Here is a 16247-nt window from a genome sequence, read left to right as displayed (position 1 = left end):
ATGAGGTGGCAGCGTCAGCCCGGAAACAGGAACAATTTACGGGCTGATCTGGGAAATAATAGGGATTAATTAGATTTTTTAAGTTAAATTCTCAGAAAAAATCCCTTTAGCTCTGGTTTAAGCTGGCTTTTACCCTAATAAGCCCCAACTTGAGCTCAAAAGGCATCCTTTTGTCTGAATCAGTTAGTCAACGGGCCACCTTTTGATCTTGGCACTACTAATGACTTTCCGAGAGATGGTGCGGATGGGCGATCGCTAACCGCAGCCATTGATAGGAAACTAGATTTAAAATCAGTCCGATGATCAATAAAATTGCCATGAGAGCAATTTGATACCAGGCGATCGGTCTAACCAAAAGATCGGCGATCAGATGGGCTAAATTCAAGACAGAATAGAGAATTGTCAGCCAGAAATGGACTTTTCGCAAGGAGCGACTTTCGCTAAAATTGACCCCGATAATCGCTAACATTGGCAGCAAAAAAAAGAGCAACATTCCCCAGAAAATCGGATCGAGATTGCTGGTTTGATGACTCTCGACGATCGATTGACCATGGAAGAGTGGCATTAACCCCAGTTGGGTGTGAAATAGAGTTCCCAAGAGGAATGTTGTCCAGAGAGCGGCAATTTTTTCGGGATATTTCGCTGTTTTCACGGTAATTATCCTCGGAATTAGTTAAATAAAAGCTCGGGCTAGGTGAGAAAGTATTCTTAAATTGTTCCTAATCACTACATTTCAGAAAAAGTTGCTGTATTTAAAAGGTCAATTTAAGTCTGAATGGCATCACTATCTGATCCATCGAAGTCTCACTCCGAAGTCTCACGGCCGAAACCTGATTCCTCACCTAACGGAAGATTTTTGATTTTTGCAAGAGGTCTAATGTTCATTTGACTTAGACTAATAGGCAACCATATATATTATATCCCATGCGGCAATTTCTCTATATTTAATAAATCTTGACATTTCTCTCCCTAACTAGCGATTCAGATTTTGGAGTTTTTGGGGACTTCCAGGGTTTTGATCTCTCGAATGATAGGAGCGAGTGCTGCTAAATCAGCGACTGCTTAGGGTGTAATAGCAAATCTATTTTTAATAGTTTGATAACTCCCAATCTAACTTTAACTTCCCACTATCCTATAACTTATTAAACAGGATTTAGTAGGCTCTTCGTTACTTGGTATGGTTCGATAGGGGGGCATAAATCGACTAAATCCTTATCTGGCAAGGGATTTAATTGATTAGTTCGCTCTAGATCGAAAATAATTGACAAAAATCGCTAAATGCTTTTCTATATAAGGGTTCCATCCCTTATAACCCCCGTTCATTGCATAACACAAACCGAAGAGCCATTTAGTATTGGCTGATTTTACCTTCGATCTCCCCTGCCACCCTTAATAAAGGAAGTGCCGATCCCCCCCTTAATCTCCCCTTGATAAAGGGGGGAAATCTGACAACTTTTAACATCTACCTACTTACTAGGTTGATTTTGCCCGGGCCAGCCAATGGAGGTTAAAGATTGCTTGATAGATGGGATTATGGACCCGCAGCTGGCCCTGATCTTTGATCACTAACCCTGATAAAAGTAACTCTTTTTCTGGGGGGCTATCCTCGGCAATCACCTCTTTTTCCCTTAAAATCCGTTCATAGAGTCTCAGGAGCAACTGGGAGCGATGACTGTTGAGAAGCCGATCGCGAATAGTCCGCAGATGTTCCGGTTCATCCTGAGCCTCCCAATTGCCAATGATCTTCTTCTGTACTAAGTCCTCAATCCAGAGGGACTCACCATTGGGTGGAATCGGTGAGGTGGCGGTGCGAATTAACTGACAGAGTTTTTGGGTCAGAAAAGGTTGACCGTTTGTCCAGGCAAAGACTTCTTTTAAGACAGTTTGCGGGTTACTAAATTTCTCGGCCAATCCGCGCAGTAAAGGCTGGGCTTCGTGTTCCTTAAAACCCTCCAATTGAATGGAATGACCGATATTAAAAGGAGTGATTTGGTGGTCAGTAATTAAATCGGAGGGGGTGACAACACCGAAGAAAGCGAAGGTCAAACGCCGATAGAGCGGGTTAAAAGCACGCTGGTTATAGCAGGAACGAATCAGGGCAAAAAAGTCATTAACCGCAAAATTTAAGCCCAAAACGCTATCAATTTCATCGATAAAAATCGCAATTGGTTTCGGGGGAGAACCTTCTACTATCCCCACTTCCAGCAATAACACTTCTTCGATAAATTCCCCCAAGCGCTGCACTGCCGAGACATCTTCCCGTTCTTGCCACCAAGCTTTGAGATTGACCCTTTTGAGCAGGCCAAAACGTCGTCCTAACTCGAAGGCTATCCCCTTGTACCATTGGTCGGGAGTGACATTTTCGCTGCCGATACGGGTTAAATCAATGGGAGCGCAACAGATGCCCTCGTGTTGGAGGTGATCGATCATGCGTACCATTAAACTAGACTTACCCATTTGACGGGGATTGAGAACATAGCAAAAATCGCCGCGTTTGAGGGCTTTATAGAGATAACGGTCGGCGGCGCGGACCACGTAGGTGGGTGCATCCATAGGCAAACTGCCCCCCACTTGGTAGTCAAAGGTGCTAGATTCTTCGGTACTTCTGAGCAGTTCATTTTCAAACAGTAATTCTGCTTGGGTGGCCTTGAGAATTTCTAGGGTTTGGCTGAGTTCCAGGGTGCGCTCCTGCACTTTCTGTTCTAGGGTGCGGCTATACTCGGCTAATTCTTGGGTAAAGCGAATCCGTTCCGCTTCCGCCTGTTTTCGTTCGCTAATATCGGTAAAAGCGGTGATCGCATAGATAATTTCTCCTTTTTCGTCAAAAACGGGCGTGGCATACACTTCTAGGGGGATAATCTTCTCTCCTTGGTGAACTTCTATATCATCCACCGTGTTTTTTTCCCCCCTTAAAGCTCGGACAATCGGATGGTATTCTGTGGGATACAATCGATCGGTTCCAGCTTGATATAACTGATAGGTTTCCCCCAACTGATTAGCCGTGGTGATATTAACTATCTCTTTTCCTAAAATCTCCTGGGCAGTTTGATTGGCGTAGTAGGGTTGACTGTCGGCATCGAGGACAAATACCCCCACTGGCATGGCTTCTAAAAATTGCGCTAGTTGTCTCTGTTTAGCTTTGATTTCGGCGTAGAGTTTGGCGTTAGTAATTGCGATGGCAGCTTGGCTAGAGAGCAGTTGCAGCACTTCCAATCTTTCTTGGGTAAAAGCCCCGACGGTGAGATTATTTTCTAGATAGACAATTCCCCGCAGTTGTCCTTGGTCGAGTAGGGGTGTGCAAAGCAGCGATTTGGTTTGATGGATTTTAATATAGGGATCGTTGCTAAAATTGCCCTGATGGGCAGCATCGTTATTAAGAACGGTTTGACCGCTCCGGGCCACATAGTTAATAATTGAGACGGGAAGATGTTCTTCGATCGCATTAGATTTAAAGACTGTCACCCTATCTTCCTGCACTGAACCGGAGGCTTCGATCGATAGTTGTCCGCCGCTTTCTAGGATAAGATAGCCCAGCTGCGCCCCAGCATTTTCGATGAGAATTTTCATCAGGGTGGCGAGTAATTGATCTAAAACTATCTCACTAGAAATGGCTTGGGATGCTTTCATAATCGTGGCTAAATCTAACAGTTCTCCCGCATGACTAACTGAATTTTTTCTGGTGGTAGTTCTCGTGGTTTCGGTCAGGGAATTGGAACCATAATTATTGACCATTAACTGAGAATAGCGGCTTTCTATATCTTTGACTTTAGCTGTTGCTCCCCAAAGAGAATAGAGATAGGCAGCTTCATTGATGTAGGTTTTGGCAATTTTTACTTTACCCCAATCGAGATAGAATTTCGCCGCTAGTTCGTTAGCCAGTGCTTCTTCATTAATGTATTCATTTTCCCTGGCTTTAGCGATGGCTAGATCGTAGTTTTCTATGGCTTCTAGATAGGATTCCTGCACTCGATCCTTTTCCGCTGCCACTAAATAAAATTTATGAAGATAGTTAGAGGGGGCTTGATTAGCCCATTCCTGTTGCTTTTTCTGATTATTCGTCACTCGTTCTAATACTTGCTTTTTTTGGTCATTGTCCAGATGATTATAAATAGCTAAATGGGCGAGAGAATCATAGAAGTTATGTAGAGAAATCAATAAAGTAGCGGTGGCTCCTCCTAGATATTGTTGGGCTTGGTTAGCATTTTTAATAGCTTGTTCGTACTGTCCAAATAGATAACAAAGGTATAATTTATTGACAAATAAAGCACAGAGACCATAGAGATCATTAGCCTCTAGATGGTACGGTAACATAAGAGTTTCTTGATAGTATTTTCCTTCTAAACGGCTGGGATTTTCCGAGCGCCCCAGCAGATTTAAAACTGTTTGTCCGTAGATTTTTAGATAGTTGCGGGTGTTTTCTTGTTTGAGCTTAACAAAAGCCAGATCATAGTTAGCTATTTCTCGGTCTAATTCGGTTAATTCCTGTCCGATAAAGGCGGAATGAAAACAGTAAAGATAGGCGCAGGTTGTTCCGTAGTAGAGATCGCCCATTTCTAAACCGGTTTGATAGGAAGATTTTAACAAAGACAGGGAATTTTTAATCGGTTCTTTCCAGATACTAATAGTGGTAGAAAAGACGGCAATTATTTTCGGCATCAGGGCTTTGGCATGAAATTTATCGGCAATGTTTAAAGCCAATTTTCCAAATTGATAACCCGTTTCCCAATCTTCTAAAAGACCGCAAAGAATTAAGCCATAATTAACATAAGTAAAAGCCGCTAGATAACTATTGCCGTACTGAATTGATAAGTTAACCTGTTTTGATACTAGGACAGGTAAGAGATGCGGGGCGGCAATAAAAACAGGAGAAAATATGGCAGCCGCTATCTTCATTACTGCTAATTTTTCTTCTTCATTTATCTGCGGTAAATTAATTAAATCTTCGATATTTTTACCCGCTAATTTTTGTCGAGTTTTAGTGAGTTCTTCCTGGATAGCTGATGATTGTAAGGATTCAGGAATCTCGAAATCTAAGCTTTTGAGGACAGATAAGCCAATTTGTACCGCTTTTAGTTCGTGATTTTGGGCGTGATAGGCTTCGATGATGACTTCATAAACTTTTACTTTATCTAGGGTGGTTTTTGCCTGTTTTAACACGAGATTAGCCCAGCACTGCATCTGCTCAAAATCCCCACTTAAATAGGCGATTTCTGTGGCTTCAGAATAAATATCTAAAGTCAGTTGATAGTTATTCTTCCAGCTTGCTTTTTTGAGAAGTTTTTGAGCGATTTTAATATATTTTAAGGCTCCAGTTTGGGCATTAGCGGCTTTAGCTTTTTGGGATGCTAGTAAATTCAAGTTAGCCACTGACTCTCGTTCTTTTTCCTCGCTAATTAGTTGATAACCAAGATTGAGATGATCGACTATTTTAAAAATCTTTTCCGATAATTCGTTGACAGAACTATGCTCCCAAAGTAGGCGACCAATTTTTAGGTGAATTAAAGATTTTTGGCTGTCTTCGATGAGAGCGTAAGCTCCTTGTTGAATGCGATCATGAGCAAATTTATATTCTTGAATCAGTAATTGTTCATCTAATTCTGATAATTCTGAGAGGGGAATAATTAAACCAGCTTCACTACTATAAGTTAAAATTGGTAAAAGTTCTGGGGGTGATTTTTCAGAGATTAATGCTAGAATATTTAAATTAAACTCTGCCCCAAGACAGGCCGCTAAACTTAAAATTTCCTGAGTTTCGGGAGGTAATTTCTGCATTTTGCCCATCATAAATTGAATCAGATTATCGGTACTGTCAATCCTTTGAATTTGCCCGAGATGCCATTGCCAATAGCCCCTATTATTATCGGTTTTAGTGGTTGTTTGCTGCCCCGATTGGAAAAATAGCAAATTTTCCCAGTAGATAGTTTTGAGAAATTCATTGACAAAAAAGGGATTTCCGTGGGTTTTTTGCCAGACTAAAGCGGACAAGGATTGCACATATTCTGGTGAATGGTTTAAGGTGTCAGCAATTAACTGATTGACCTGTTCAAGACCCAGAGGTTTTAAAATAACTTGATTGATAATTATGCCCCCCTGCTCTAATTTATCGAGAGTAGCACTTAGGGGATGGGTGGAATTAGTTTCGTTACTGCGATAGGAACCAATTAAAAATAAATAGTCCATATCGCCATCGAGCATAATTAATTCTATTAACTGGAGACTAGCCAAGTCTGCCCATTGTAAATCATCGAGAAAGATGACTAAGGGATGTTCTGGGGAACAAAAGACCCGAATAAAATTTTTAAAGACTAAATTAAAGCGATTTTGAGTAGCGATCGCTCCTAATTGTAACACCTCTGGTTGTGGACCGATAATTAATTCTAGTTCAGGAATCACATCAATAATAACCCGTGCATTCGCCCCCAAAGACTTTAAGAGTTTTTGTCGCCATAGTTGCAGTTGTGGCTGACTTTCCCCCAAAAGTTGCTTGACAAGATGAGTCAAAGCGCTAACCACGGCAGCGTAGGGAGTATCGCGCTGAAATTGGTCAAATTTACCGGAGATAAAAAAGCCGCGTTTTTCAGTAATTGGCTGATAAATTTCCCTAACTAGGGTGGTTTTACCCATGCCAGAATAACCCGTAACTAGCATCAGTTCGGTGTGAGAGGAGTTTTTAGCCGCCGTGGCTACCCGTTGAAAAGCAGTGAGGAGAGTGGCGATTTCTGTCTCCCTACCGTAGAGTTTTTGGGGAATTTGGAACTGATTGGCTAGATCTTGCCCAGCGATGACAAAATCCTCAATTTTACCCGTTGTTTCTAGTTGTCTTAAACATTCTTCTAAATCTGCCCGAATACCATAGGCACTTTGGTATCGTTCCTCGGGGGTTTTAGCCATCAGTTTCCTGATGATTGCCTCCACCACCGGGGGAATTTCTTCCCTGACGAGACTATTAATCTCCAAAGGTTGTTTTGCCAGATGACAGTGAACTAATTCCAAAGCATCGTTAGCCCGAAAAGGTAATTGTCCGGTGAGCAGTTCATAGAAGCTAACGCCCAAGGAATAAAAATCTGTACGGTAATCGAGACTGCGATTCATCCGTCCGGTTTGTTCGGGAGAAATATAGGCTAAAGTCCCCTCGAGGACGTTGGGATTTTTTAGCCCCGGATTTTCCCGCTGCAGGACGCTGGCAATGCCAAAATCGATGATTTTAATCTGTCCGGTTTCGGGGTTAAGAACTATATTGGCAGGATTAATATCTTTGTGAATAACCTTGGCGTTGTGAATTTTCTCTAAATTAGCCACTATTCGGAGTGCAAGGCTTAAAAAGTCCCGTAAGGCCAGAGGTTTGCCCTCTAGCCATTTTTTTAAGGATACACCCCCGAAATCTTCCAAAATAATCACGGGAGTTCTGCGGTAGGTTTCTAAACCATAGGCTTTAATCGCCTCCTCGAAGTTCAGACCGCAGATGGTTTTATACTCCTGTTTGTAGTGGGTTAGTTCTTGGGTGGTGGGATATTCTTGCTTGAGGATTTTGAGCATAACCGGTTGATTATCGGCGATGCGAATAGCCCGATAGACTTCCGAGTTAACGCTTTCGTAAACCTGGGCAAGAATGTCGTATCCTTTGAGAACAATCATTTTTTTACTCGGCGATTGTAAACGGCTGCGGGTCTCCCCAAGAAAAATTCTACGGGAACTAAAACAAGACTCCGCAAGGCTGACAGGACTCGATTTACCTGTGAGACGGAAGGACGGGGAGAAGGCAACACTTGCTCGAAATACTCGGAATGCAAGGTCAAACCAAAGTGAACATCTTCAGGCAAACTCAGTTTAGCAATCGGTCCGTCCTTGAGATTGTCAGGGTTAAATAACCAAGCTTCTAATACTTTGGTCGGGGTTAAAACCGTCGTCAATAGATAGGCCTGTTCTTGGGGAATAAACTGAATGCTATCTAAAATATAGCCATCGGGACAAACATAAAAATCCAGTAGTCCCCGACCTAAATGTGATACATGAGTATCACTGGCATTTTTTTCTTGGCTAATCTGTTCAGTTAACTGATTCCAATCCTTATCGAAGGGAACCTTGGCTAATACCGAGGGCAAGTCATGACAGGGAAGTTCGGCATCGCTGAGGATGCGATTGCTTTGGTCGCGACAATCCATATACTGACGACGACAAATTAATTCGCGCACATAACCGAGATAAATTTGATAAACGGCACTGTATCCCTGTTCCGATTCCCGGGGGTCGGCGGTGTAGAGACTGGTACAGAACCAACCCGGATGGATGAAAGCTTGTTCGCTCATCACCCTGGCATCTTCGATAACCACTTTGCGCAGCACTCCGGGGTCAAAGGAAAACATCCAGGGGATGCCGTGGTATTCGGGGGGATAACTCTGACCGGTAAAATGTTGGATATCGTCTTTTTCGATCGCTTCGGTTAAACTAATAGTGGCATTTTGGATGGCCACAATCTGAATTTGACCGTTGGTACTATAGTAACTACAAAGGAAGTGATAACTGTCGCCATTGAAGGTAATTAATCGCGAGGGAACGGTGGTTTCTTCTTCCTTGAGATCTTGACGTTTAACCAGATAAATTTGAGTTTTCGGATAGGTTTCTTCAGGCTTAATTCTGATACCTAATAGTTTGGCTACTCCCATCTGAAAGGGCATATCGGGAATCATGATATAATCTTCGGTGACGATGACCGAATGGGGGCTACCATCGAGGGTAGTTCCCTGTAGTTTCCAGGGTTTAAGTTGTTTTTGTTGATCCCAAAGAACAATATACACCGATTTATCTAAATCTTTTAACATACCTCCCGATATAAGTTTTAGCTTTAATTCACAGGTGATAAATTCTTGGGTCTTTTTGTCGTAGAAGGGGTGAGCGGTATTTTCTAGGACTGGGAAAATAGACAAAGGCACGGAAACAATATGTTGGTCAAAATAACCAATCGGAGTGATAGTATCCAGGGAAACCGGATCCACTTCCCAGTAACGTCCCGCATCGGCAGTGAGAATTAATCGGGTTTCTTCTAGTTGTTGCTCTTCGGCAACTTTTTCTAGTTTAACCATAGCAGTATTCGCTATTTCTGAACAACCCAAAATGCTGACCACGGCAGGAAAAGTGGCTTGACTAATATTAAATATCGGTAAAACTTTTCGCCAAAAACTATCCCAAGTTTTTAGTTTTTTACTGTAAACGTTAACTTGATTATTTTTACCTTGCAAGTCCCATTTAATAATTACACCTTCGCCAGAGAACAAATGACGGTCATTTTTTCTATGAAAAGGACAGACGATAAAAACGTATCCCGACAGATTTTCCGGCCAATGTCCCTCGGTAATTGTGGCGACTGCCTTATATAAATTGTTCTCATCCGGTTGACCGAGTTGCGAGCGACTAAAATTGCTAACGTTGACAGTATTTTGGACAGTATCTTTGTTTGACATATTCATAAGTAGAGTTTGCGGCAAAAAGTTTGTTGGTGGGGTTAGTAGCCGGTCGTCAGGAGATAGGAGTCAGGAGATAGGAGCCGGTCGTCAGGAGATTATTTTATTTATTCCCCCCACACCCTACACCCTACACCCCACACCCTACACCCTCACTGATAACTGATTACTGTTTACTGATAACTGATAGAGGATTTCACCTCTAAAAAATAGCGTCGATACAATTCATAGCCTGGTACTACTTTATCTCCTGATTGTTTGAGTAGTCCCATACTGCTGAGTTTGTAAGCGAGAATTGGGTCTAATTGTACGGGTTCCACCGCGCTCATCACCCGGTCGAGGGCTTTTGCTAGTTCCGGCTGTTGTTCTAATACCGCCCAATGGCGCCGCAGGTGATGGGCATAAATCCCGGTGACAGAGGTGGCACTGGTTAATATTTGTGTCATGGTTATTTCCTCCCGACTGAGATAGTAGAGGGCAGTTTGTACCAAAGCTGGATGTCCTCCCACTAACTCCATTAGTTGTTGGACTTTTTCCTGATTTTCCCAGGTGAGTTGATAACGTTGGGCTAATTGCAATACCTCCTCCAGACTAAAATGACTTAACTGTGCGGGGAATCCCACGTTAAAGGGGGATTGATTGAGCTGCAGGGGAACATAAATTTCTGTGGAATGGACGACGATAAGACGGAGTTTTTGCCAGATAGGTAGGGTTTTGGATTCTTCGTACCAAGAACGCAGCAGCGGTAAAAAATCTTTGGCCACTTGGGGATGTTCAAAAATCTGATTCAGTTCATCGAGAGCGAGGACAATGGGGGCGGTAATCGATTCCAGGAGATAGTCTTGAATGTAAACCGTACAGCTAATCTTGCTACCTAAATCCTCATCCCAATACTCATCTAATTGTGGTTTTAACTGTAGTTGACGGGCGGCATTGGCACACAACCAGCGCAAAAATTGGTTTAAATCAGCCAAAATCGTCTGGTCCACCTGTTCTAAGTTCAAACTCACCGTGCGGTAGCCTTGCTGTTTAGCAAAATCGAGCATTCTCAAAAGTAGGGAGGTTTTGCCCATTTCTTTGGGAGCTTTTATCCGCACTAAAGCCCCCGGTTTCTTGATTTCCTGCCTTATCTGTTCTTCGAGGGGAAGACGTTCTAAATAAAATGGGGAACCAAGGGGAACAGCCCCATTAGGATAGGGGGGCAATGTCTCCAATTTTTCGCTCTTGGCTGCCGAATTAACCGGAATTTTGTCTTGAGGGGGTGTTTTTAGCTGAAAATTCAGGGCGGCTATTTCTTGCCAGTCGAGGCATAATCGACGACAAATTTGTTCAAAAGTGGCTTGTTCTACCGGTTTACCAGTCAGGAAGTTGCTGACAGTAGCCAGACTAAATTCAGCTTCTTTGGCTAAGGAGCGCTGACTGCTAAAGCCCTGCTTTCTCACGGCTAATTTAACTTGATTGAGGCAGTGTTGTTGTACTCTTAGACAGCTCGATAGGGAATCTCTCATAAGAATTAGGGGTGTGGGGGAATGGGGAGGTGGGGGAATGGGGAAGTGAGGGAATTGAACTAAAACCCCAAAACCCCAACCCCCAACACCTAAAACCTGTCTCCTGACTGACTTGAAAATGACAATGTGGTCACAAAACCACGGCAGTAGATGGCTGAAGTCAGGAAAAGGCGACAGCACAACTGGGAAATATTCTAGACCAATTTAAGAGACAACCGGAACAGGCTCAAAAGTAACTTGATAACCAAGCTTCTCTAAACGTTTAACCAGACGTTTTTTCACAAATTTCTCGGTCAAACTGGGCAATCGTCTCGTCAATACTGTCAATCAGACTTAGTAACTGGGCGAGAATAAATTGCTGACCGGGACGCACCCGACCGGAGAGTGCTTCTGCCAGCAAATCCTGTTTTTGCCGCAGTCTTCCTTGGGCTAAGGCGGCCATCACTATACTCCCAACACAGTTAAGGCTATTTGTGGGGAACAGTAGTCTGTCCTCTGGGGATGATGCCAAATCCCGTCATATTTCATTTTATTGCCAGCCGACACTCGACGAGCGATAACTAATTTTTGATAAGCTAAGAGACAGTAGTGCGAAACGTTTAGGCATGAAATAGGGCTGAAATGCCAAAAATAACCGCCTAGTAAGGTCTTCAGTCCCCTGACTGAATCTAACAGGTCAACCCAGACCAGCCTTATAACTGTTTATATGTCCCGACGTTTAGTATCAACGTGATACCAAACTAGGCAAAGGGACTCAAGGTCAATACACTTTGTAACAATTATTCACAAATTGTTACAAAGGTGAGAGTAACGGCGATAGCCACCCCCAGATTCAGAAATCACAATTCTGGGACTGAAGCGGGGAACGGAAGGCTCCGAGGTGTAACCTAACACCAGAATCGAGACCACTGCCAACCATCCATGATTAGGTGTGAACCGAATGTCCGACCTGAACCATCGTAATTAGCTAGTAGTGAAATAGGTTGATACACTGCGTTCAAAAGAACAAGGGGAAAAGTAAGGAATTTACTAACTCACTTACACAGACCTTTAAAAGTACCCCGATGGATAGGACAAATCTAAAGATGGAATGCCCATATAAACGGAACGTGATAAGCCCTTTCAGGCTCTGAGTATCGGTCGAAATACTCAGTAGTGACAAGTGTAAGCGCAAGCCTTCAAGGGTGTGAGATGTAACCAAAAGCCAACGCCTGACGGTAATAGTCGGGATATGCTCACAGGTTACGGTTTGATTGTAAGGATAGAGTCTAGTAGGAGTCTATATGACGAAATCGAGAGAAGGTAAAGGGTTCGGGAAACCGAAAACCACTAAGACTACGAATGTATGGAAAGCTATCAATTGGGGTAAAATCCAAAGATATGTTTTCAAGCTCCAAAAGAGGATATACCAAGCGGCTAAATCGGGACAGGATGCAAAGGTTAGAAGGTTGCAACGTCTATTGGTGAAATCATACTACGCTCGTCTATTAGCAGTCCGCAAAGTAACCCAAGATAATCAAGGAAAGAAAACAGCAGGAGTCGATGGAGTGATAGCAATATCCCCAGAACAAAGGCTAAATCTAACCGAAGAAATCAAGGGAAAACTTAAAGCAAAACCGTTAAGAAGGGTATGGATTCCTAAACCCGGCAGGGATGAAAAACGTCCACTAGGAATACCAACCATCAAAGACAGAGCTAGACAAGCGTTGATTAAATCGGCACTCGAACCAGAATGGGAGTCAAAAATGGAAGAAACCAGCTACGGTTTTCGACCCGGAAGGTCTGCCCATGATGCAATATCGAGGATATACCTTAGCATCAATAAAAGTAGCTACTTCGTATTAGATGCTGATATTGCCAAGTGTTTTGACCGAATTAATCACAACTTCCTACTGTCAAAAATTCATTGTCCCACTGCCTTGAAAAGAGACATTAAACAATGGCTCAAAGCAGGAGTATTGGATAATGGCGTATTTGAAGAAACAGAAACAGGGACACCACAAGGAGGGGTAATAAGTCCACTACTAGCCAACATCGCACTGGATGGAATGGCAAGATTAATTGAAACACTATTCCCCAAAAAGGGTAGTAAAACTCAAGCTGTTCTAATAAGATACACCGATGACTTTGTGGTGATTTCACCATCACTCGAAATCATTGAACAGTGCCAAACTGCCATTTCTGAATGGTTAAAACCAATTGGATTAGAACTCAAACCAGAAAAAACCAGAGTGTCTCATACACTCAACCCCATTGAGTACAATGGGAAAACTGAAGAACCCGGTTTTGATTTTCTAGGATTCAATATCAGGCAATACCCAGCAGGAAAATACAAAGCAGGGAAAATATATAAAGGAATACCCAAAACATTTCTAACACATATTAAACCTAGCCAAAAAGCAGTTAAAGCCCACACAGAAGCGATTAAAGGTGTAATCAAAAAACACAAAACAGCACCTCAATCAGCCCTGATTAGTCACTTAAACCCAATCATTAGAGGTTGGGCTAACTACTACTCAGGAGTAGTATCCACAGATACCTTCAATAAACTAGACAATACAATCTGGTTAATGTTAAGGGCATGGACAGTATCAAGATGCGGTAAATCAAACTACGAAAAGCTGAGAAACTACTTTAGACCGGGTACAGTTAAACTTAGCAATGGGAAAGAAAGACATGAAACTTGGTTATTTAAGACCAAAGATGGTCTTCATTTATGGCAACATAATTGGACACCAATTGTCAGACATACCCTAGTACGCCCCGAAACTTCACCTTACGACGGAAATTGGACTTACTGGGCGACCAGAAGAGGACAAGCAATCGACACACCGACAAGAGTAGCCAAACTACTTAAGAAGCAACAAGGCAAGTGTAGCCGATGTGGGCAGTATTTCACACCATCGGATTTAATTGAAGTTGACCACATTCACCCTCTCAGCTTAGGCGGAAAGGATGAATATAAAAACCTTCAATTACTACACCGCCACTGTCACGATGATAAATCGGCATCTGATGGAAGCCTAAAATCATCTGGTTTGACATCAACAGTCAACCTAGATAATACAAGGTTAACCAAAGGAAGTCAAGCTGTATCCTTAACAAGGGAACAGTCAAACTAGGAGCCGTGTGAGGTGAAAGTCTCACGCACGGTTCTGAATGGGAGGGGAGGTCGGTGACGACCTTCTCGACCCCTAATAATATAATTTCGTCGTCAATCCTATGATTTTGCCAGGTAGTACCGTTCGAGTCACCAATCCCGATGATACCTACTATAAATTTGAAGGTTTAGCCCAGCGTTTAAGCGATGGGAAAGTGGCCGTTCTTTTTGAGGGGGGCAACTGGGATAAGTTAGTCACCTTTAATCTCTCGGAATTAGAAGAACTAATTATTGCCCCGGCTAAAGGCAAAAAATAACCATGCGTCCACCCTTACCGCAATTAGCCACGGATAACCGCCATCCCGATCATATCGCCGAAGTTATCGAGACGACGACGACCGAGTTCTTAGCGCAATGTTTGGAACCAGAGGAGTTAAACTTTCCTTTTATGCCCGCTTTTGGTAGTTGGGTAAAAGCCTACGATGAAGAAACGGGTAATAAGATTTTTGGGATTGTCACCTTTGCCACCACTGCCCCCATCGATTCGGTACATCGTGCTAGAGCTTTGGGGTTATCTTTGGCTGAATTGCGGGAACAACAGCCGCAGATTTTCGCTATGTTAAAAACGGAATTTCGGGCAACTATTGTCGGTTTTGAAACCCTATCCGGACAATTTAATGGCAATGGTTCCGGTCGAGGTTATATCTATCAATATATTCCTCCCCGCCCTCCACAAATTCATCAGGCAGTTTATCAATGTGAGTCGTTAGAAGTGGTTTATTTTAGTGAACAATTAGACTTTTTAAGAATTTTATTACAGGTCAAAAATACTCCCGTGGAAGCTTTGGCAGCCGCTTCTATCCGTCAGATGTATCAATTGCGTCAAGCCGATCGACAATGGTTAGTGAATGTGGGCAGACAGTTAAGTGTTTTACTTAAAGATGATTATGATCGCTTGCGTTATATTCTCAGTCAAATTCATATTAGTCCTTAGATGATTCGGCGTTGCTGATTTTAATTATGAATTGTCTTCTGAGCAATTCTTCAAACTCCAAACCAAGTTAACTTGTGGATACTTTGTACAATTAGCATTCATATCTGGATTGCTGCAAAACTGATACCTGATAAATGGACAACTCTTATTCTCAATTAACCGAAGACTTGCTGAAATTGGTGCAACATTTGCCCCACTTAAAAGATGGCAAATGGATTCAAAGATCTCTGGAAGCAATAGTCAGAATTGCCGAGGAGGAAATCGATCGCCTCGATTGGAAAATTCTAACCTATGCGATCGAAGATTTAGAAAAGGGATTTCAGGTATTTTACCCCTACCGTCACATTCGTAAACTGACCATTTTTGGCTCGGCACGCATCAAACCCGATAGCAGTGAATACCGTCTGGCAGTAGAGTTCGCACGCTGTATCAGTCAATACGGTTTTATGGTGTTAACCGGTGCTGGGGGTGGCATCATGCAGGCAGGGAATGAAGGCGCCGGACGGGAAAATTCCTTCGGATTAAATATTCAGCTACCCTTTGAACAGGGGGCTAATCCTTATATCATAAATGATGCCAAATTAATCGATTTTAAATATTTCTTTACCAGAAAACTATTTTTTCTGCGGGAAAGTGACGCAGTAGCTTTATTCCCCGGCGGTTTCGGCACCCAAGATGAAGCCTTTGAGACGCTTACCCTCTGTCAAACCGGTAAATACGGACCTGCACCCCTAGTATTAATTGATGAGCCTGATGGGGATTACTGGCAAACTTGGCAAGAACAAATTAGTGAAAATCTGCAAAAAAGAGGACTGATATCCGCCGAAGATCGGAATTTTTATACTATTACCAACGATCTAAACCACGCTTGTCAAACAATTCGCCACTTCTATCGGGTCTATCACTCCAGCCGTTTTGTGGGAGAATCCTTTGTTATTCGTCTTAATCACGAACTAAGCGAGGAACAGATCGAACAAATTAACCAAAACTTCGGCGATATCCTAGTTAAAGGGAAAATCGAACCCAGTCAAATTCTAGAACGAGAGAATCGGGATTCCAGCCACCATTTACCTCGTCTAGTTTTTTACTTCAACGGCAAGAGTTACGGACGCTTGTATCAATTAATTGATCACATCAACGATTTAAGTCCTGTAGTTGCCCTTGAAGAGCATCCCGAGAGAAAATAA

The 16247-nt window shown here is 42.7% G+C and carries 9 protein-coding genes; 4 read left to right on the top strand and 5 right to left on the bottom strand.

Annotation, left to right across the window (positions count from 1 at the left end; genetic code table 11):
• Positions 1-217 precede the first annotated feature (217 nt).
• From ACQY1X_RS11705 to ACQY1X_RS11685, 5 genes are all read right to left on the bottom strand, one after another.
• Positions 218-652: a hypothetical protein gene (locus ACQY1X_RS11705; protein ID WP_002733588.1), complete on the bottom strand. Its 435-nt coding sequence runs from the start codon at positions 650-652 to the stop codon at positions 218-220.
• An 821-nt stretch (positions 653-1473) separates the two neighbouring features.
• The gene (locus ACQY1X_RS11700) at positions 1474-7635 is read right to left on the bottom strand and encodes an AAA family ATPase (RefSeq protein ID WP_430015710.1); all 6162 of its coding nucleotides are present in this window, start codon (positions 7633-7635) and stop codon (positions 1474-1476) included.
• Positions 7632-9464 (bottom strand): carotenoid oxygenase family protein, encoded by a 1833-nt coding sequence (locus ACQY1X_RS11695; RefSeq protein ID WP_430014619.1) that lies wholly within the window; start codon positions 9462-9464, stop codon positions 7632-7634. Before ACQY1X_RS11695 ends, ACQY1X_RS11700 begins: the two co-directional genes overlap by 4 nt.
• 167 nt (positions 9465-9631) lie before the next feature.
• Entirely contained in the window at positions 9632-10966 is a 1335-nt protein-coding gene (locus tag ACQY1X_RS11690; protein WP_430014618.1) for an AAA-like domain-containing protein, read from the bottom strand.
• Between the two features lie 262 nt (positions 10967-11228).
• Complete coding sequence (locus tag ACQY1X_RS11685; RefSeq protein WP_430014617.1) at positions 11229-11408, bottom strand: hypothetical protein; 180 nt, start codon at positions 11406-11408, stop codon at positions 11229-11231.
• An 841-nt stretch (positions 11409-12249) separates the two neighbouring features.
• Between ACQY1X_RS11685 and ltrA the strand changes: the two genes are divergently transcribed.
• From ltrA to ACQY1X_RS11665, 4 genes are all read left to right on the top strand, one after another.
• On the top strand, positions 12250-14088 hold the full coding sequence (gene ltrA, locus ACQY1X_RS11680) for a group II intron reverse transcriptase/maturase (protein WP_430015709.1): 1839 nt from the start codon (positions 12250-12252) through the stop codon (positions 14086-14088).
• 100 nt (positions 14089-14188) lie between these two features.
• Positions 14189-14383: an NAD(P)H dehydrogenase subunit NdhS gene (locus tag ACQY1X_RS11675; RefSeq protein WP_002732940.1), complete on the top strand. Its 195-nt coding sequence runs from the start codon at positions 14189-14191 to the stop codon at positions 14381-14383.
• A gap of 2 nt (positions 14384-14385) precedes the next feature.
• A complete protein-coding gene (locus tag ACQY1X_RS11670) occupies positions 14386-15060 on the top strand; it encodes an HAS-barrel domain-containing protein (RefSeq protein WP_002740888.1) in 675 nt (224 codons plus the stop codon).
• A 134-nt stretch (positions 15061-15194) separates the two neighbouring features.
• Positions 15195-16247 carry an LOG family protein gene (locus ACQY1X_RS11665; RefSeq protein ID WP_002733478.1) on the top strand — a complete coding sequence of 351 codons (1053 nt, stop codon included), beginning with the start codon at positions 15195-15197 and terminating at the stop codon, positions 16245-16247.

Origin of the sequence: Microcystis protocystis FBCC-A270 (genome assembly GCF_050500235.1) — a bacterium.
GTDB lineage: Bacteria > Cyanobacteriota > Cyanobacteriia > Cyanobacteriales > Microcystaceae > Microcystis > Microcystis ichthyoblabe_A.
This window is presented reverse-complemented; position numbering and strand designations above follow the sequence as displayed.

Coding starts and splice junctions, on each gene's coding strand:
- ACQY1X_RS11700 (WP_430015710.1), bottom strand. CDS start 7,635: ATGATTGTTCTCAAAGGATACGACATTCTTGCCCAGGTTTACGAAAGC.
- ACQY1X_RS11695 (WP_430014619.1), bottom strand. CDS start 9,464: ATGAATATGTCAAACAAAGATACTGTCCAAAATACTGTCAACGTTAGC.
- ACQY1X_RS11690 (WP_430014618.1), bottom strand. CDS start 10,966: ATGAGAGATTCCCTATCGAGCTGTCTAAGAGTACAACAACACTGCCTC.
- ACQY1X_RS11685 (WP_430014617.1), bottom strand. CDS start 11,408: ATGGCCGCCTTAGCCCAAGGAAGACTGCGGCAAAAACAGGATTTGCTG.
- ltrA (WP_430015709.1), top strand. CDS start 12,250: ATGACGAAATCGAGAGAAGGTAAAGGGTTCGGGAAACCGAAAACCACT.
- ACQY1X_RS11675 (WP_002732940.1), top strand. CDS start 14,189: ATGATTTTGCCAGGTAGTACCGTTCGAGTCACCAATCCCGATGATACC.
- ACQY1X_RS11670 (WP_002740888.1), top strand. CDS start 14,386: ATGCGTCCACCCTTACCGCAATTAGCCACGGATAACCGCCATCCCGAT.
- ACQY1X_RS11665 (WP_002733478.1), top strand. CDS start 15,195: ATGGACAACTCTTATTCTCAATTAACCGAAGACTTGCTGAAATTGGTG.